This is a genomic window from Streptomyces taklimakanensis (assembly GCF_009709575.1).
Taxonomy (GTDB): Bacteria; Actinomycetota; Actinomycetes; order Streptomycetales; family Streptomycetaceae; genus Streptomyces; species Streptomyces taklimakanensis.
The window spans coordinates 3,528,151-3,546,939 of the sequence record NZ_WIXO01000001.1; the positions used below are offsets into that span (position 1 = coordinate 3,528,151).

The 18,789-nt window shown below is 69.6% G+C and carries 14 protein-coding genes and 1 tRNA gene; 12 read left to right on the forward strand and 3 right to left on the reverse strand.

The window, feature by feature from the left end; genetic code table 11:
- Positions 1–5 precede the first annotated feature (5 nt).
- Both F0L17_RS15665 and F0L17_RS15670 read left to right on the forward strand, forming a co-directional pair.
- Positions 6–440 (forward strand): MaoC family dehydratase, encoded by a 435-nt coding sequence (locus tag F0L17_RS15665; protein WP_155071563.1) that lies wholly within the window; start codon positions 6–8, stop codon positions 438–440.
- Between the two features lie 81 nt (positions 441–521).
- Positions 522–1,577 carry a UDP-N-acetylmuramate dehydrogenase gene (locus F0L17_RS15670; RefSeq protein WP_162466256.1) on the forward strand — a complete coding sequence of 352 codons (1,056 nt, stop codon included), beginning with the start codon at positions 522–524 and terminating at the stop codon, positions 1,575–1,577.
- A gap of 96 nt (positions 1,578–1,673) precedes the next feature.
- Here F0L17_RS15670 and F0L17_RS15675 read toward each other — a convergent pair whose 3' ends face one another.
- Entirely contained in the window at positions 1,674–2,723 is a 1,050-nt protein-coding gene (locus F0L17_RS15675; protein WP_155071564.1) for an adenosine deaminase, read from the reverse strand.
- A 137-nt stretch (positions 2,724–2,860) separates the two neighbouring features.
- On the reverse strand, positions 2,861–4,099 hold the full coding sequence (locus F0L17_RS15680) for a pyridoxal phosphate-dependent aminotransferase (protein WP_155071565.1): 1,239 nt from the start codon (positions 4,097–4,099) through the stop codon (positions 2,861–2,863).
- A 254-nt stretch (positions 4,100–4,353) separates the two neighbouring features.
- Between F0L17_RS15680 and F0L17_RS15685 the strand changes: the two genes are divergently transcribed.
- The 10 genes from F0L17_RS15685 to F0L17_RS15730 all read left to right on the forward strand — a co-directional run bounded on the left by F0L17_RS15685 (position 4,354) and on the right by F0L17_RS15730 (position 17,779).
- Positions 4,354–4,426, forward strand: a tRNA-Trp gene (locus tag F0L17_RS15685).
- A gap of 120 nt (positions 4,427–4,546) precedes the next feature.
- Positions 4,547–4,816 carry a preprotein translocase subunit SecE gene (secE, locus tag F0L17_RS15690; protein ID WP_420802475.1) on the forward strand — a complete coding sequence of 90 codons (270 nt, stop codon included), beginning with the start codon at positions 4,547–4,549 and terminating at the stop codon, positions 4,814–4,816.
- Between the two features lie 74 nt (positions 4,817–4,890).
- On the forward strand, positions 4,891–5,727 hold the full coding sequence (nusG, locus tag F0L17_RS15695) for a transcription termination/antitermination protein NusG (RefSeq protein WP_162466258.1): 837 nt from the start codon (positions 4,891–4,893) through the stop codon (positions 5,725–5,727).
- A gap of 171 nt (positions 5,728–5,898) precedes the next feature.
- Positions 5,899–6,333 (forward strand): 50S ribosomal protein L11, encoded by a 435-nt coding sequence (gene rplK / locus F0L17_RS15700; RefSeq protein WP_093660552.1) that lies wholly within the window; start codon positions 5,899–5,901, stop codon positions 6,331–6,333.
- A 239-nt stretch (positions 6,334–6,572) separates the two neighbouring features.
- Positions 6,573–7,292 carry a 50S ribosomal protein L1 gene (gene rplA / locus F0L17_RS15705; RefSeq protein WP_162466259.1) on the forward strand — a complete coding sequence of 240 codons (720 nt, stop codon included), beginning with the start codon at positions 6,573–6,575 and terminating at the stop codon, positions 7,290–7,292.
- 156 nt (positions 7,293–7,448) lie between these two features.
- Positions 7,449–8,408, forward strand: coding sequence for an SCO4651 family lipoprotein (locus F0L17_RS15710; protein ID WP_155071566.1), 960 nt, complete (start codon positions 7,449–7,451; stop codon positions 8,406–8,408).
- Between the two features lie 326 nt (positions 8,409–8,734).
- Positions 8,735–9,286, forward strand: coding sequence for a 50S ribosomal protein L10 (gene rplJ / locus F0L17_RS15715; RefSeq protein ID WP_155071567.1), 552 nt, complete (start codon positions 8,735–8,737; stop codon positions 9,284–9,286).
- A gap of 93 nt (positions 9,287–9,379) precedes the next feature.
- Positions 9,380–9,775, forward strand: a complete 396-nt coding sequence (gene rplL / locus F0L17_RS15720; protein WP_155071568.1) for a 50S ribosomal protein L7/L12 — start codon at positions 9,380–9,382, stop codon at positions 9,773–9,775.
- A 476-nt stretch (positions 9,776–10,251) separates the two neighbouring features.
- A complete protein-coding gene (rpoB, locus tag F0L17_RS15725; RefSeq protein WP_155071569.1) occupies positions 10,252–13,737 on the forward strand; it encodes a DNA-directed RNA polymerase subunit beta in 3,486 nt (1,161 codons plus the stop codon).
- A 142-nt stretch (positions 13,738–13,879) separates the two neighbouring features.
- A complete protein-coding gene (locus F0L17_RS15730) occupies positions 13,880–17,779 on the forward strand; it encodes a DNA-directed RNA polymerase subunit beta' (protein ID WP_162466260.1) in 3,900 nt (1,299 codons plus the stop codon).
- Positions 17,780–17,909: 130 nt separating this feature from the next.
- Here F0L17_RS15730 and F0L17_RS15735 read toward each other — a convergent pair whose 3' ends face one another.
- Positions 17,910–18,473 carry a Pycsar system effector family protein gene (locus F0L17_RS15735; RefSeq protein WP_338018100.1) on the reverse strand — a complete coding sequence of 188 codons (564 nt, stop codon included), beginning with the start codon at positions 18,471–18,473 and terminating at the stop codon, positions 17,910–17,912.
- Between the last annotated feature and the right edge of the window lie 316 nt (positions 18,474–18,789).

An 18,789-nucleotide genomic window follows, 5' to 3' on the forward strand; every position in this document is an offset into this window, starting at 1 on the left:
CGGAGATGGCAGCGAAGATCGCCTACACGGACGTCGAGGTCGGCACCGAACTGCCCGCGCGGAGCTTCCCCGTGACCCGTGCCACGCTGGTGCGGTACGCGGGCGCCTCCGGGGACTTCAACCCGATCCACTGGAACGAGCGCTTCGCCCGTGAGGTCGGTCTCCCGGACGTCATCGCCCACGGCATGTTCACCATGGCCGAGGCCGCCCGCGCGGTCACCGACTGGGTCGGCGACCCGGGCGCGCTGGTGGAGTACGGGGTGCGGTTCACCAAGCCCGTCGTCGTCCCGGACGACGACGCCGGCGCCGTGATCGAGGTGTCGGGGAGGGTCGCCGCCAAGCTGGACGACGAGGCCCGCACCGTCCGGGTGGATCTGACCGCCACCAGCGCCGGCCAGAAGGTGCTGGGCATGTCCCGCGCCGTCGTCCGGCTCGCCTGAGCGGGGAGTCCGCGACACCGCGGGGACGACGGGGAGCGGTCGCGCGCGGGAGGCGTGCGGCCGCTCTCGTACTCTTGAGCCGTGCAGGAACTCCACGACGCGCCCCTCGCCCCGCTGACCACCTTCCGCCTGGGTGGGCCGGCCGCCCGCCTGGTGACGGCCACCACCGACGAGGAGGTGGTCGAGGAGGTGCGGGCCGCCGACGCCGACGGCACCCCGCTGTTGGTCGTCGGCGGCGGCAGCAACCTCGTCGTCGCCGACGAGGGCTTCGACGGGACCGCCCTGCGCATCGCCACCACCGGCTTCCGCCTGGAGGGCACGCGCCTGGAGCTGGCCGCGGGCGAGAACTGGTCCGAGGCCGTGGCCCGCGCCGTCGAGGCGGGACTCGCCGGCATCGAGTGCATGGCCGGCATCCCCGGCTCCGCGGGCGCCACGCCCATCCAGAACGTCGGGGCCTACGGCCAGGAGGTGTCCGCCACGATCACCGAGGTCGTCGCCTACGACCGCCGCGGCGGCGGGATCGTCACCGTCCCCGCGGCCGAGTGCGGCTTCTCCTACCGGAACAGTCGCTTCAAGGCCGACCCCACCCGCTTCGTCGTCCTGCGCGTCCGCTTCGAGCTGGAGGACGCCGGCGGGCTCTCCGCACCCCTGCGCTACGCCGAGACGGCCCGCGCGCTGGGTGTCGAGGTCGGTGAGCGGGTGCCGGTGGAGCGGGCCCGGGAGACCGTCCTGAAGCTGCGCGCCGGCAAGGGCATGGTGCTCGACCCGGAGGACCACGACACCTGGTCCGCCGGTTCCTTCTTCACCAATCCCGTCCTCACCGAGGCCGAGCACGCCGCCTTCCTCGCCCGGGTCGCCGAGCGGCTGGGCCCGGACGTCGTCCCGCCGGCCCACCCGGCCGGGGACGGTCTGGTGAAGACCTCGGCCGCCTGGCTGATCGACAGGGCGGGGTTCGCCAAGGGGTACGGTGCCGGCCCGGCCCGGATCTCCACCAAGCACACCCTCGCCCTGACCAACCGGGGCTCGGCCACCACCGCCGACCTGCTCGCCCTGGCCCGCGAGGTCCGCGACGGCGTGTACGCGGCCTTCGGCGTGACGCTCGTCAACGAGCCGGTGACCGTCGGCTGCTCCCTCTAGGCGGGCCGACGGGACGCCGTGTTCCGGAATAGCTCCTTCCGGAACGCGGCGCGCGGTGCCGCCGAGCCTCCCGGCCGGCCCGTGTCCGGCCGCCCGTCAGGCCGCCGGTTCCTCCGACGCCCCGGGCGGCTCCGCCAGCCAGGCGTCGATGTCCGCCAGGATCGCCGCGCGGACGTCGGCGGGGGCGCGTGAGCCGCGCACCGACTGACGGGCCAGCTCGGCCAGCTCGGCGTCGGTGAAGCCGTGGTGCCGCCGTACGATCTCGTACTGCGCGGCCAGCCGCGAACCGAACAGCAGCGGGTCGTCGGCGCCCAGCGCCATCGGCACCCCCGCCTCGAACAGCGTCCGCACCGGCACGTCGTCGTGCTTGTCGTACACGCCCAGCGCCACGTTGGACGCCGGACACACCTCACAGGTCACGCCCTGCTCGGCCAGCCTCGCCAGCAGGCGGGGATCCTCGGCCGCGCGCACCCCGTGTCCGACGCGGCCCGCGCGCAGGTCGTCCAGACAGTCCGCGACGCTGCCCGGCCCCGACAGCTCGCCGCCGTGCGGGGCGGACAGCAGACCGCCCCGGCGCGCGATGGCGAAGGCCCGGTCGAAGTCGCGGGCGAGACCGCGCCGCTCGTCGTTGGAGAGCCCGAAGCCGACGACCCCGCGATCGGCGTAGCGCACCGCCAGCCGCGCCAGGGTGCGGGCGTCCAACGGGTGCTTGACGCGATTGGCGGCGACCAGGACCCGCATCCCGAGCCCCGTCTCCCGGCTCGCCTCCTCCACCGCGTCCAGGATGATCTCCAGCGCCGGGATCAGCCCGCCCAGCCGGGGCGCGTACGAGGTGGGGTCGACCTGGATCTCCAACCAGCGGGAGCCGTCGCGCACGTCCTCCTCGGCCGCTTCGCGGACCAGGCGCCGAATGTCGTCGGGGGTGCGCAGACAGGACCGCGCGATGTCGTACAGCCGCTGGAAGCGGAACCAGCCTCGCTCGTCCGTGGCCCGCAGTTTCGGGGGCGTGCCGCCGCTGAGGGCGTCGGGCAGGTGGACGCCGTACCGGTCGGCGAGCTCCAGCAGGGTGCTGGGACGCATCGATCCGGTGAAGTGCAGATGCAGATGGGCCTTCGGCAGCTTGCGGACGTCACGAACACTCTCCATCCCAGGATCTTGCCGCACACCGCGACACACCCGGAAGCCGGCCACCACGATCGGGGCGCGGCCCGAACGCGAGAACGGGCCCGCCGGAACACGTCCCGGCGGGCCCGCCCGTCACCGTGCCGTGGGGCCCGGACGACTCAGGCCCCCGCCTCGGCCAGCAGCTTCTGGATCCGGGAGACCCCCTCGACCAGGTCCTCGTCGCTCAGCGCGTAGGACAGCCGCAGGTAGCCGGGGGTGCCGAACGCCTCGCCGGGCACGACCGCGACCTCGACCTCCTCCAGGATCACCTCGGCCAGCTCCACGCTGGTCGCGGGCCGCTTGCCGCGGATCTCCCGGCCGAGCACGTCCTTGACCGACGGGTACGCGTAGAAGGCGCCCTCGGGCTCGGGGCAGGTGACGCCGTCGATCTCGTTCAGCATCCGCACGATCGTCCTCCGGCGGCGGTCGAACGCCTCCCGCATCCTCGCCACGGCCTCCAGGTCGCCGGAGACCGCGGCCAGCGCGGCGGCCTGGGCGACGTTGGAGACGTTGGAGGTGGCGTGCGACTGGAGGTTGCCGGCGGCCTTGACCACGTCCTTCGGACCGATGATCCAGCCCACGCGCCAGCCGGTCATGGCGTAGGTCTTGGCCACGCCGTTGACCACGACGCACCGGTCGGCCAGCTCGGGGACGACCGCCGGCAGCGACGAGAACTCCGCGTCGCCGTAGACGAGGTGCTCGTAGATCTCGTCGGTGAGCACCCACAGGCCGTGCTCGGCGGCCCAGCGCCCGATCTCCTCGACCTGGGCCCGGGAGTAGACCGCGCCGGTCGGGTTGGAGGGGGAGACGAACACCAGGACCTTGGTGCGCTCGGTGCGGGCCGCCTCCAACTGCTCCACGGAGGCGCGGTAGCCGGTGGTCTCGTCGGTGACCACCGGTACCGGAACACCGCCGGCGAGCTTGATCGACTCGGGGTAGGTCGTCCAGTACGGGGCGGGGAGGAGGACCTCGTCGCCCGGGTCGAGGATCGCGGCGAACGCCTCGTAGATCGCCTGCTTGCCGCCGTTGGTGACCAGCACCTGGGACGCCTCGACCTCGTAGCCGGAGTCGCGCCGCGTCTTGGCGACGATGGCCTCCTTCAGCTCGGGGAGGCCACCGGCCGGGGTGTACCGGTGGAAGCGCGGATTCCGGCAGGCCTCCACGGCGGCCTCGACGACGTAGTCGGGGGTCGGGAAGTCCGGCTCGCCCGCGCCGAAGCCGATCACCGGCCGCCCGGCGGCCTTGAGGGCCTTGGCCTTGGCGTCGACGGCGAGGGTGGCGGACTCGGAGATCGAGCCGATCCGGGCCGAGACCCGGCGCTCGGTGGGTGACTGGTTGCGTGGGGTTGCAGCGGTCATGGGTGCATCGTCGCAGACCTCCCGCCGCGCCGGCACACCCGGTTTGGGAGGGAGGACACCGGAAGGGAGCCGTGGGGAACGCGGGGGAACGGGGGAGACGGCCGGGACGATCCGGGAGGTTGGGGACGGTTCGGGGTTACGTGTTCGACGGCGGCGCGTGGAGCACGTACACTCACCGGCGTTGGTTCCGACCGATCACACCGAACCGCGTACTCCGCGATACCGTTCGGATGCGGTAGGTTGGGGAGCGACAAAGGGTCGTAGCTCAATTGGTAGAGCACCGGTCTCCAAAACCGGCGGTTGGGGGTTCAAGTCCCTCCGGCCCTGCTTCACGCATCTGAACCAGGGATGCGTGCACGTGTACGTACTGGACGCACGCCGTACGGTCGGGCCGGACGCGGCACGGCACGCGGTCAGACCCGGATCAGGTGAGGACGAGTGGCGGAGATCACGGACTCCATCGAGGTCCCAGAGCCCGGGCGGTCGCAGGACGACGGCAAGGCCCGGCGCGGCAAGCGCGGAAAGAAGGGCCCCCTCGGCCGTCTCGCGCTGTTCTACCGCCAGATCGTCGCGGAACTCCGCAAGGTCGTCTGGCCCACCAAGCGGCAGCTGTCGACCTACACCACAGTGGTCATCATCTTCGTCATCGTCATCATCGGCCTGGTGAGCGTGATTGACTGGGGGTTCACCGAGGTCGTCAAGTACGTCTTCGGCTGATCCGCCCGCGGAGTGCCCCTCCGGGGCACCTTTCCGCATGTTCGACCCCTTGAAGCCAGGAAGAAGCAGCCACCGTGTCTGACCCGAACCTGAACGACGCCGTCGACCCTGCCGAGGGCGACGACACCGCGCCCGACGCCGTGGAGACGGCGGACGAGGCGGAGAACGGCGTCGACCGGGCCGAAGCTGCCGACACCGCCGCCGAGGAGGGCGAGCCGGCCGGGGAGGCGGAGCAGCAGTCCGCCGAGACCGCCGGCGAGACCGAGGAGGCGGAGGAGACCGAGGAGGAGCCGGTCGACCCGGTCGCCGCCCTCCGTGAGGAACTGCGCACCCTGCCCGGCGAGTGGTACGTCATCCACACCTACGCGGGCTACGAGAAGCGCGTGAAGGCCAACCTGGAGCAGCGCGCCGTCTCGCTGAACGTCGAGGACTTCATCTACCAGGCCGAGGTCCCCGAGGAAGAGATCGTCCAGATCAAGAACGGCGAGCGCAAGAACGTCCGGCAGAACAAGCTGCCCGGCTACGTGCTGGTCCGCATGGATCTGACGAACGAGTCCTGGGGCGTCGTCCGCAACACCCCGGGCGTCACCGGCTTCGTCGGCAACGCCTACGACCCGTACCCGCTGACGCTGGACGAGGTCGTCAAGATGCTCGCCCCCGAGGCCGAGGAGCGCGCCGCCGCGGAGGCCGCCGCCGAGTCCGGCGCCCCGGCGCCGAGCCGCAAGGTCGAGGTCCAGGTGTTGGACTTCGAGGTCGGCGACTCGGTCACGGTCACCGACGGCCCGTTCGCGACGCTCCAGGCGACGATCAACGAGATCAACCCCGACTCCAAGAAGGTCAAGGGCCTCGTCGAGATCTTCGGCCGCGAGACCCCGGTCGAGCTGAGCTTCGACCAGATCCAGAAGAACTGACGGTTCTTCCGGACCCCGACTTCGGCCAGGTCAGACGGTCCTCGAGGACGGTCTGACCTGGCCGGTTTCAGTCCACGCCGCGATACCGGCTATCGTGGTGCGGTATGCCTCCGTACGAGTGCACGCGCCCGTCGGAGGAGTCACCACTCTCACTCAGGACCCGGAGAGAGCATGCCTCCCAAGAAGAAGAAGGTCACGGGGCTGATCAAGCTCCAGATCCAGGCCGGCGCCGCGAACCCGGCTCCGCCGGTCGGCCCCGCGCTGGGCCAGCACGGCGTCAACATCATGGAGTTCTGCAAGGCCTACAACGCCGCGACGGAGTCGCAGCGCGGTTGGGTCATCCCGGTGGAGATCACGGTCTACGAGGACCGTTCCTTCACCTTCATCACCAAGACCCCGCCGGCCGCGAAGATGATCCTCAAGGCCGCGGGCGTCGAGAAGGGCTCCGGCGAGCCGCACACCAAGAAGGTCGCGAAGATCACGCGCGAGCAGGTGCGTGAGATCGCCACCACCAAGATGCCCGACCTCAACGCCAACGACCTGGACGCCGCCGAGAAGATCATCGCCGGCACCGCGCGTTCCATGGGCGTCACCGTCGAGGGCTGACCCGTCCCGCTTCGCGGTACCCGCGAGGCACGTCGGGGCCCCGCCGCACGGACCTCCGGGCGGCAGGTGAGCCGGGGCGAGCCGGTGTCGAGGGCGACGCGGCCGAGCGCGGCGTCGGGAAGCGTCGACACCGTCCGTCGAACGCCCGGAGGTGAACCGGGCCCCGAGAGAAGGAAAGTGGCAGGGTCAGGCGCTGGCCCCCTGGACCACGACTCCGCAACAAGAATCCTGGAGCAGAAGTGAAGCGCAGCAAGGCTCTCCGCACCGCGGACGCCAAGTTCGACCGGACGCGGCTCTACGCCCCGCTGGAGGCCGTCCGTCTCGCCAAGGAGACCTCCCCGACCAAGTTCGACGCGACCGTCGAGGTCGCCATGCGCCTGGGTGTCGACCCGCGCAAGGCCGACCAGATGGTGCGCGGCACCGTGAACCTCCCGCACGGCACCGGTAAGACCGCCCGGGTCCTGGTCTTCGCGACCGGTGACCGTGCCGCGGCCGCGGAAGCCGCCGGCGCCGACATCGTCGGCTCCGACGAACTGATCGACGAGGTCTCCAAGGGCCGTCTGGACTTCGACGCCGTCGTCGCCACCCCGGACCTGATGGGCAAGGTCGGCCGCCTCGGTCGCGTGCTCGGTCCCCGTGGTCTGATGCCGAACCCGAAGACCGGCACCGTCACCCCGGACGTGGCCAAGGCCGTGTCCGACATCAAGGGCGGCAAGATCGAGTTCCGCGTCGACAAGCACGCCAACCTCCACTTCATCATCGGCAAGGTCTCGTTCGACGAGAAGCAGCTCGTGGAGAACTACGCCGCGGCGCTGGAGGAGGTCCTGCGGCTGAAGCCGTCCGCCGCCAAGGGCCGGTACATCAAGAAGGCCGTCATCACCACCACGATGGGCCCCGGCATCCAGATCGACCCCAACCGCACCCGCAACCTCCTCGCCGAGGAGGAGGTCGCCGCCTGATCCGGCGCGAGGCCGAGGGCACGGGGCGTGGACGCCGCGAGTCCGGGGGCCGTGCCCCGCTTCCGGTTCGGAAGCGGGGCACGGCCCTTCGCCGTGTTCGGGGCCGATAGGGTGGGCCGAACCGAACATCGGATCGGACGGATGCATGGGGGGATCATGCGATTGACGAACAGGCTCACGCTCGGAGCCGCCGCGCTGGCGGCGACGGTGGCGCTCACGGGCTGCTCCGGCGGCGGGGGAGAGACGAGGTCGGAGCGGGACCAGGGAGAGCCGCGCTCCATCGTCCAGGCTCTCCAGGCGGCGGTGAAGAAGACGGGCGAGGTCCGGACGGCCAGGGTCGAGGCGACCATGTCGATGCCCGGCGCGCTCGGCGGTGAGACGCGGATGTCCGGCGTGATGGGGTGGGACCCGGCCGTGCTGGACATGACGATGGAGGGCGCCGGGTTCCCGGGGCAGGGAAGCTCCGAGGGCATGCGCGTCCTCTGGGTCGACGACGTGCTGTACATGAACGTCGGCGAGGGCGTCGGGGAGGGCGCCGGCGAGGTGTTCGGCGGCAAGACCTGGATGAAGATGGACCTCCAGGCGATGGCGGACGCCTCCGGTGACGATCAGCTGGCCCGGTCGATGACGAGCAGCCTGGAGAACATGAACCAGGACCCGTCCCGGCAGATGGGCCTCCTGCTGGACTCGCCCAACATCCAACGGGTCGGCGAGGAGAAGATCGAGGGCGTCGCCACCGAGCACTACAAGGGCACGCTCACCATGGCGGAGGCCCTGGAGGCCGAGTCCTCGGAGAACCTCACGAAGCAGGAGCGCGAGGAACTGCTGGGCGGGATGGAGGAAGCCGGGATCAAGGGCTTCGACATCGAGGTCTGGGTCGACGACCGGGACTTCCCGGTGAAGACGAACATGACGATGGACAGCCCCCAGGGCGAGGTCGTCGTGTCGCAGACCTACAGCGACTTCGGCACCCCGGTCTCGGTGAAGGCGCCGCCCGCGGACGAGACGGCCGACTTCATGGAGGTGATCCGGGAGCTCGGCGAGTTGGCCGGGGAGGAGGGGGTCGACGGCGCCCTCCTCGACGAGTCCGCCCAGGAGGGGACCGCCGGTCTCTGACGGACCGATTTGCCTGCCGCGACGGCGTTCGCGTACTCTTCCACGGAAGCCAAAGACCGCTGGTCGTTGCCGTGCCTCACCGGTTCTCCCGCAGAATCCGGAAGCGCGGCGGCCGAAGGATCCGCTTGGAGCGGGCGACCTGCGCAGGTGACGTGGAGGACTCCCGGACGCGTGTCCGGTCGAGTCACGCCCCGTGCGCTTGCGCCGGGGCGTTTCGTTTTGCGCAAGTCCCCTTCCTCGTGCGCCCGACGTGGGCGGTCCGGCGTCATGACCTGCCGAACGGCACGGTCGAGGATCGCATCACCCGGAAAGGAGGGCCGAGGCTCATGGCGAGTCCCGACAAGGTCGAAGCTGTCGCGGAGATCAAGGAGAAGTTCGAGAACTCCAACGCCGCCGTTGTGACCGCGTACACCGGTCTCAGCGTCGCACAGCTCAAGGACCTGCGCCGTTCTCTCGGTGAGAACGCTCAGTACCGTGTGGCGAAGAACACGCTGACCAAGATCGCGGCCAACGAGGCCGGGGTCACCGAGCTCGACGACTTCTTCGTCGGCTCCACCGCCGTCGCCTTCGTGACCGGTGACCCGGTCGAGGCGGCGAAGAGCCTGCGTGACTTCGCCAAGGACAACCCCCAGCTCGTCATCAAGGGCGGTGTCCTCGAGGGCAAGGCGCTCAACGCCGACGAGATCAAGAAGCTCGCGGACCTCGAGTCCCGCGAGGTGCTGCTCGCCAAGCTGGCCGGTGGCATGAAGGCGTCCATGGCGAAGGCCGCGGCGACCTTCCAGGCCCCGCTGTCGAAGTTCGTCCGCACCGCGGACGCCCTTCGCGCCAAGCAGGAGCAGGGCGGTGCCGGTACGCCGGCTCCCGCCGAGGCCGAGTAACCCGCTCCAGGCGCACTCGGTCGCAGCGGGCCCCTGTACGCCCGCCGACATGAATCCCCCGGCACCAGCCGACTTAGTGGAAGGACCGCCATCATGGCGAAGCTCAGCCAGGACGAGCTGCTCGAGCAGTTCAGCGAGATGACCCTCATCGAGCTCTCCGAGTTCGTGAAGGCCTTCGAGGAGAAGTTCGACGTCGAGGCCGCCGCCCCGGTCGCCGTCGCCGGCCCCGCCGCCGGTGGTGCCGCCGCCGGTGGTGCCGCCGAGGCCGAGCCGGAGAAGGACGAGTTCGACGTCGTCCTCACCGGTGCCGGTGACAAGAAGATCCAGGTCATCAAGGTCGTGCGCGAGCTGACCTCCCTGGGCCTGAAGGAGGCCAAGGACCTGGTCGACGGCACCCCGAAGCCGGTCCTGGAGAAGGTCAACAAGGAGGCCGCGGACAAGGCCAAGGAGGCCCTCGAGGGCGCCGGCGCCTCCGTCGAGGTCAAGTGACCCGAGTGACTTCGGTCACTTTTGGAGTCCGCTGACTCCTCTCCCATCGAAGGCGATCACCCATGCGGGTGGTCGCCTTCGGTCGTTTCCGCGATGGCCGTATCGCCTGGCGAGGAGGGGAAGGTATGGTGATCACCGCTGTTCGACCGCTTCCCCGGGCCGGCCCCGGGGTGGGTTGGGCCTTGACGAACCGCACGTAGCGCGCAATTCTCGGGACGCGTCGTCACGCCGATCCACGATCCGAGGCATGGATCGCTGACGAAGTGGGAAACCTTGCGGCAGGCGTTGAACAACGAGGGGTTCGCCCCTTCCGGAAGGAGAGATTGGTACCCCGTGCCGGTCTCCGGAATGAGCATTGGACATCAGTGGGCCTTGTGGCTACACTGACCCTTTGCGCTGCCTATTAACTGCCCCCTGCCCGTCACCAGGGGCACGGTATGCGCGTAGTGAGTCCGAGCCCTCGGAAGGACCCCCTCTTGGCCGCCTCGCGCAACGCCTCGACCGCCCATTCGAACAACGGCGCCAGCACCGCCCCGCTGCGCATCTCCTTTGCGAAGATCAAGGAGCCCCTCGAGGTTCCGAACCTCCTCGCGTTGCAGACCGAGAGCTTTGACTGGCTGCTCGGCAACGACGCCTGGAAGGCTCGCGTCGAGGCGGCGCTGGAGCGCGGTGAGGACGTCCCCACCAAGTCCGGTCTGGAGGAGATCTTCGAGGAGATCTCCCCGATCGAGGACTTCTCGGGGTCGATGTCGCTGACCTTCCGCGACCACCGCTTCGAGCCGCCGAAGAACTCGATCGACGAGTGCAAGGAGCGCGACTTCACCTACGCCGCGCCCCTGTTCGTCACCGCCGAGTTCACCAACAACGAGACCGGTGAGATCAAGTCCCAGACGGTCTTCATGGGCGACTTCCCGCTCATGACCAACAAGGGCACCTTCGTCATCAACGGCACCGAGCGTGTCGTGGTCTCCCAGCTGGTGCGCTCGCCGGGTGTCTACTTCGACTCCTCCATCGACAAGACGTCCGACAAGGACATCTTCTCCGCCAAGATCATCCCGTCCCGGGGCGCCTGGCTGGAGATGGAGATCGACAAGCGCGACATGGTCGGTGTCCGCATCGACCGCAAGCGCAAGCAGTCGGTCACCGTCCTCCTCAAGGCGCTCGGCTGGACGAACGAGCAGATCCTGGAGGAGTTCGGCCAGTACGAGTCGATGCGCGCCACCCTGGAGAAGGACCACACCCAGGGCCAGGACGACGCGCTGCTCGACATCTACCGCAAGCTGCGTCCGGGCGAGCCGCCCACCCGCGAGGCCGCGCAGACGCTGCTGGAGAACCTCTACTTCAACCCCAAGCGCTACGACCTGGCCAAGGTCGGCCGGTACAAGATCAACCGGAAGCTCGGCGGGAACGAGCCGCTCGACTCCGGCGTGCTGACGGTCGCCGACGTCATCGCCACGATCAAGTACCTGGTGAAGCTGCACGCCGGCGAGACGGAGACGGTGTCCTCCGACGGCGAGACGATCATGGTCGAGACCGACGACATCGACCACTTCGGCAACCGCCGCATCCGCAGCGTCGGCGAGCTGATCCAGAACCAGGTCCGCACCGGTCTGGCCCGCATGGAGCGCGTCGTCCGCGAGCGCATGACCACCCAGGACGTCGAGGCGATCACGCCGCAGACCCTGATCAACATCCGGCCGGTCGTCGCCTCCATCAAGGAGTTCTTCGGCACCAGCCAGCTCTCCCAGTTCATGGACCAGACGAACCCGCTGTCGGGGCTGACCCACAAGCGTCGTCTCAACGCCCTCGGTCCGGGTGGTCTCTCCCGTGAGCGGGCCGGCTTCGAGGTCCGTGACGTGCACCCCTCGCACTACGGCCGCATGTGCCCGATCGAGACCCCCGAAGGCCCGAACATCGGTCTGATCGGCTCGCTGGCCTCCTACGGCCGGGTCAACGCGTTCGGTTTCATCGAGACGCCGTACCGCAGGGTCGTCGACGGCGTGGTCACCGACGAGGTGCACTACCTGACCGCCGACGAGGAGGATCGCTACGTCATCGCCCAGGCCAACGCGCCGCTCGGTGACGACATGCGGTTCGCCGAGGACCGCGTCCTGGTCCGCCGCCGCGGCGGCGAGGTCGACCTCATCCCCGGCGACGAGGTCGACTACATGGACGTCTCGCCGCGCCAGATGGTGTCGGTCGCGACCGCCATGATCCCGTTCCTGGAGCACGACGACGCCAACCGCGCGCTCATGGGCGCGAACATGATGCGCCAGGCCGTCCCGCTGCTCCGGGCCGAGGCCCCGCTGGTCGGCACCGGCATGGAGTACCGCTGCGCGGTCGACGCCGGTGACGTGATCAAGGCCGAGAAGGACGGCGTGGTCCAGGAGGTCTCCGCCGACTACGTCACCGTGGCCAACGACGACGGCACGTACACCACGTACCGGGTCGCCAAGTTCTTCCGCTCCAACCAGGGCACCTCCTTCAACCAGAAGGTGATCGTGGACGAGGGTGACCGCGTGGTCACCGGCCAGGTCCTCGCCGACGGCCCCTCGACCGACGAGGGCGAGATGGCGCTCGGCAAGAACCTGCTCGTGGCGTTCATGCCGTGGGAGGGCCACAACTACGAGGACGCGATCATCCTGTCGCAGCGCCTCGTCCAGGACGACGTCCTCTCCTCCATCCACATCGAGGAGCACGAGGTCGACGCCCGCGACACCAAGCTGGGCCCCGAGGAGATCACCCGGGACATCCCGAACGTCTCCGAGGAGGTCCTGGCCGACCTCGACGAGCGCGGCATCATCCGCATCGGCGCCGAGGTCGAGGCGGGCGACATCCTGGTCGGCAAGGTCACGCCGAAGGGCGAGACGGAGCTGACCCCGGAGGAGCGCCTGCTGCGCGCGATCTTCGGCGAGAAGGCCCGCGAGGTCCGCGACACCTCGCTGAAGGTGCCGCACGGCGAGACCGGCAAGGTCATCGGCGTCCGCGTCTTCGACCGCGAGGAGGGCGACGAACTGCCTCCGGGCGTCAACCAGCTCGTCCGCGTCTACGTGGCCCAGAAGCGCAAGATCACCGACGGTGACAAGCTCGCCGGCCGCCACGGCAACAAGGGCGTCATCTCCAAGATCCTGCCGATCGAGGACATGCCGTTCATGGAGGACGGCACCCCGGTCGACGTCATCCTCAACCCGCTCGGCGTCCCGTCCCGAATGAACCCGGGACAGGTCCTGGAGATCCACCTCGGCTGGCTGGCCTCCCAGGGCTGGAAGGTCGAGGGGATCGAGGAGGAGTGGAAGAAGCGGCTGGCCGCGATCGGCGCCGACGACGTCGTCCCGCGCACCAACGTCGCCACCCCGGTGTTCGACGGTGCCCGCGAGGACGAGATCGCCGGTCTGTTCGAGGCCACCCTGCCCAACCGCGACGGGGACCGGCTGGTCCTGCCCTCCGGCAAGGCCCGGCTCTTCGACGGCCGCTCCGGCGAGCCGTTCCCGGACCCGATCTCGGTCGGCTACATGTACATCCTCAAGCTCCACCACCTGGTCGACGACAAGCTGCACGCCCGCTCGACCGGTCCGTACTCGATGATCACCCAGCAGCCGCTGGGTGGTAAGGCCCAGTTCGGTGGTCAGCGCTTCGGTGAGATGGAGGTGTGGGCGCTGGAGGCATACGGCGCCGCGTACGCCCTCCAGGAGCTGCTGACCATCAAGTCCGACGACGTCACCGGCCGCGTGAAGGTCTACGAGGCCATCGTCAAGGGCGAGAACATCCCCGAGCCCGGCATCCCCGAGTCCTTCAAGGTGCTCATCAAGGAGATGCAGTCCCTGTGCCTCAACGTGGAGGTGCTGTCCAGCGACGGCATGTCCATCGAGATGCGCGACACCGACGAGGACGTCTTCCGCGCCGCGGAAGAGCTCGGCATCGACCTGTCCCGGCGCGAGCCGAGCAGCGTCGAAGAGGTCTGACGGGCCGGCCGGGGCGCCGCACCCCTCCCGGTGAGGAGGAAGGGCGGCTCCCCGGCCTCCCCGCGACCCCCGTTCAGACCACCACAGAGCCCCCCGGTCCCGCCGACACGAGGGGCACAAACCCTGAGAGGGATTGACGAGAGTGCTCGACGTCAACTTCTTCGACGAGCTGCGAATCGGCCTGGCCACCGCTGACGACATCCGTCAGTGGTCCCACGGCGAGGTCAAGAAGCCGGAGACCATCAACTACCGCACCCTCAAGCCCGAGAAGGACGGACTCTTCTGCGAGAAGATCTTCGGTCCGACCCGGGACTGGGAGTGCTACTGCGGCAAGTACAAGCGCGTCCGCTTCAAGGGCATCATCTGCGAGCGCTGCGGCGTCGAGGTGACCCGCGCCAAGGTGCGCCGCGAGCGGATGGGCCACATCGAGTTGGCCGCCCCCGTCACCCACATCTGGTACTTCAAGGGCGTGCCCTCCCGGCTGGGCTACCTGCTGGACCTCGCCCCGAAGGACCTGGAGAAGGTCATCTACTTCGCCGCCTACATGATCACGTGGGTGGACGAGGAGCGTCGCCAGCGCGACCTGCCCTCCCTGGAGGCCCACGTCTCCGTGGAGCGTCAGCAGATCGAGCAGCGTCGTGACGCCGACCTGGAGGCCCGCGCCAAGAAGCAGGAGGCCGACCTGGCCGAGCTGGAGGCCGAGGGCGCCAAGGCGGACGTCCGCCGCAAGGTGCGCGAGGGCGCCGAGCGCGAGATGCGGCAGATCCGCGACCGTGCCCAGCGCGAGATCGACCGCCTGGACGAGGTCTGGAACCGCTTCAAGAACCTCAAGGTCCAGGACCTGGAGGGCGACGAGCTGCTCTACCGCGAGCTGCGCGACCGCTTCGGCACCTACTTCGACGGTTCGATGGGCGCCGCGGCGCTGCAGAAGCGCCTGGAGACCTTCGACCTGGAGGAAGAGGCCGAGAAGCTCCGCGAGATCATCCGGACCGGCAAGGGCCAGAAGAAGACCCGTGCGCTCAAGCGCCTCAAGGTCGTCTCCGCCTTCCTCCAGACCCGCAACAGCCCCAAGGGCATGGTGCTGGACTGCGTGCCGGTCATCCCGCCGGACCTGCGTCCGATGGTGCAGCTGGACGGTGGCCGCTTCGCCACCAGTGACCTCAACGACCTGTACCGCCGCGTCATCAACCGCAACAACCGCCTGAAGCGGCTTCTCGACCTCGGCGCGCCCGAGATCATCGTCAACAACGAGAAGCGCATGCTCCAGGAGGCCGTCGACGCGCTGTTCGACAACGGCCGCCGCGGTCGGCCGGTGACGGGTCCGGGCAACCGTCCGCTGAAGTCGCTCTCCGACATGCTCAAGGGCAAGCAGGGCCGCTTCCGTCAGAACCTGCTGGGCAAGCGCGTCGACTACTCGGCCCGTTCCGTGATCGTCGTCGGCCCGCAGCTGAAGCTGCACCAGTGCGGCCTGCCCAAGGCCATGGCGCTGGAGCTGTTCAAGCCGTTCGTGATGAAGCGCCTGGTGGACCTCAACCACGCGCAGAACATCAAGTCGGCCAAGCGCATGGTCGAGCGCGGCCGCACGGTCGTGTACGACGTGCTCGAAGAGGTCATCGCCGAGCACCCGGTGCTGCTGAACCGTGCGCCGACGCTGCACCGGCTGGGCATCCAGGCCTTCGAGCCGCAGCTGGTCGAGGGCAAGGCCATCCAGATCCACCCGCTCGTGTGCACCGCGTTCAACGCGGACTTCGACGGTGACCAGATGGCCGTGCACCTGCCGCTGTCCGCGGAGGCCCAGGCCGAGGCCCGCATCCTGATGCTGTCCTCGAACAACATCCTCAAGCCGGCGGACGGCCGCCCGGTCACCATGCCGACCCAGGACATGGTGCTCGGTCTGTTCTTCCTCACCACCGACGAGGTGGAGGGCGAGGTCAAGGGCGAGGGCCGGTCGTTCAACTCCGTCGCCGAGGCGATCATGTCGTTCGACGCCCGGGAGCTGTCGCTCCAGGCGAAGATCGACATCCGCTTCCCCGTGGGCTCGGTGCCGCCCCGCGGCTGGACCCCGCCGGCTCCCGAGGAGGGCGAGCCGGAGTGGCAGCCGGGCGACCCGTTCCGCCTGCGCACCACCCTGGGCCGCGCGCTCTTCAACGAGCTGCTGCCCGAGGACTACCCGTTCGTCGACTACACCGTGGGCAAGAAGCAGCTCTCCGCGATCGTCAACGATCTCGCCGAGCGCTACCCCAAGGTCGTCGTCGCCGCGGCGCTGGACAACCTGAAGTCGGCCGGTTTCCACTGGGCGACCCGCTCCGGCGTCACCATCGCGATCTCCGACGTCGTGGTCCCCGAGGCCAAGAGGGAGATCATCGCGAACTACGAGGCGCAGGACGAGAAGGTCCAGAAGCAGTACGAGCGCGGCCTGATCACGAAGGACGAGCGGTCCCAGGAGCTCATCGCCATCTGGACCAAGGCGACCAACGAGGTCGCCGAGGCCATGGCGGAGAACTTCCCGAAGACCAACCCGATCTTCATGATGGTCGACTCGGGCGCCCGAGGGAACATGATGCAGATGCGCCAGATCGCCGGTATGCGCGGTCTGGTGTCCAACGCCAAGAACGAGACCATCCCGCGTCCGATCAAGGCGTCCTTCCGCGAGGGCCTGTCCGTGCTGGAGTACTTCATCTCCACGCACGGTGCCCGTAAGGGTCTGGCGGACACCGCGCTGCGCACCGCCGACTCGGGTTACCTGACCCGTCGTCTGGTGGACGTCTCGCAGGACGTGATCATCCGCGAGGAGGACTGCGGCACCGACCGCGGCCTCAAGCTCGTGATCGCCTCCAAGGGCGCGGACGGCGTGCTGCGCAAGGCGGAGGACGTCGAGACCAGCGTGTACGCGCGCTGCCTCGCCGAGGACGTCGTCGTCGACGGCAAGGTACTGGCCCCGGCCGGCACCGACCTGGGCGACGTGCTCATCGACGAACTGGTGCGGCACGGCGTGGAGACGGTCAAGACCCGCTCGGTCCTCACCTGCGAGTCCGCCGTCGGCACCTGCGCCATGTGCTACGGCCGCTCCCTGGCGACCGGCAAGCTGGTGGACATCGGCGAGGCCGTCGGCATCATCGCCGCCCAGTCCATCGGTGAGCCCGGCACCCAGCTGACGATGCGTACCTTCCACACCGGTGGTGTGGCCGGTGACGACATCACCCAGGGTCTGCCGCGTGTCGTCGAGCTCTTCGAGGCCCGCACCCCCAAGGGTGTCGCCCCGATCTCCGAGGCCGCCGGCCGCGTGCGGATCGAGGAGACGGAGAAGACCAAGAAGATCGTCGTCACCCCGGACGACGGCTCCGACGAGACCTCCTACGGCGTCTCCAAGCGCGCCCGTCTGCTGGTCTCCGAGGGCGACCACGTCGATGTCGGCCAGCCGCTGACCGTCGGCGCCACCAACCCGCACGACGTGCTGCGCATCCTCGGCCAGCGCGCGGTGCAGGTGCACCTGGTGGGCGAGGTCCAGAAGGTCTACAACTCGCAGGGCGTGTCGATCCACGACAAGCACATCGAGATCATCATCCGGCAGATGCTGCGCCGGGTGACGATCATCGAGTCCGGCGACGCCGAGCTGCTGCCCGGCGAGCTGGTGGAGCGCTCGAAGTTCGAGGCCGAGAACCGCCGGGTGGTGGCCGAGGGCGGTCAGCCCGCCTCCGGTCGTCCGCAGCTGATGGGCATCACCAAGGCCTCGCTGGCCACGGAGTCCTGGCTGTCGGCGGCGTCCTTCCAGGAGACGACCAGGGTCCTGACCGACGCGGCGATCAACGCCAAGTCGGACTCCCTGATCGGCCTCAAGGAGAACGTCATCATCGGTAAGCTCATCCCGGCCGGTACGGGTCTGTCCCGGTACCGCAACATCCGGGTCGAGCCGACCGAGGAGGCCAAGGCCGCGATGTACTCGGCCGTCGGTTACGACGACATCGACTACTCGCCCTTCGGCACCGGCTCCGGCCAGGCGGTCCCGCTGGAGGACTACGACTACGGCCCCTACAACGGCTGAGGTCGTGCCGGGGCGGGGGCCGCACACAGGCCCCCGCCCCGTGCGAAAGCCGCCGGGCGGCCACCCCACGGGGTGGCCGCCCGGCGGCTTTCGCACGGGGCGGGCGTGGACGGTGACGTTCTTCCCGCCGTCAGCCGACGAGCAGGGCGCCGGGCGTCAGGACGGCCCCGGCGCAGAACAGCAGGAGACCGACGCGCATCCAGCGGTGTTTGCTGCTGACGATGCGGCTGTTCTCCGTCAGGGAGTCGACGAGACCGGCCATGGGGGCTCGCTCGGTGTCCGCCAGCGCACGTGACAACTCCTCCTGGTCGGCGGCGCGGCGTATGTCGCCGAAGTAGGTCACGGGACGCCCCGGACGCCAGTCGCTCGCCTTGTACCGGGGGAGGACGGCGAAGAGGAGGGCGACCAGGGAGGTCCCCATCGAGGCGACCCCCGCCCACCAGACCACCGACGAGGGCGCCGACAGTCCAGAGGGGTGCCAGCCGCGGCCGGCGAGCAGGCCGATGAGCACACTGGCCGCCATGCTCTGCGCGCCGACCAGCACGGACGCCTTGCCGTCCGCGCGGGCGACCTCGGCGCGGAGTTCGGCGAGCAGGCGCAGGGCCGTCTGATGTCCGACCGTGTCGGACGGTGGGCGGGCGGCGGGGGATCGAGCGCCGTCGGCGGCGCCGGGTGCCGGGTGGTCCGTGGTCACGGTGCGGGTCTCCTCCGGTGGTCGGGGGCTCGGACGTGGAGCCGTTCTTCCGCGTCCTCGGTGCCCGGGGTCGGCGGCCGGCGGCCTCCGACCTCCGGGGACGGTGTGGACGGTTCCCTCGACGGGGCGGCCTCGAAGGCGTCCCGCCGACGAGCGGGACGGTCGGTCGACGAGTTCGCGCACGGGGTCGCCTCGCGCGGTCGTGACGACACCCTGCCCCGGTGCCGCGCGCGACGGGAGGACCGTTGGCACAGGCGGAGTGTGACCGTGTGCACGGTTCGAGGACGGGTGGCGGCGGGGAAGCGCGGTGGCGGGC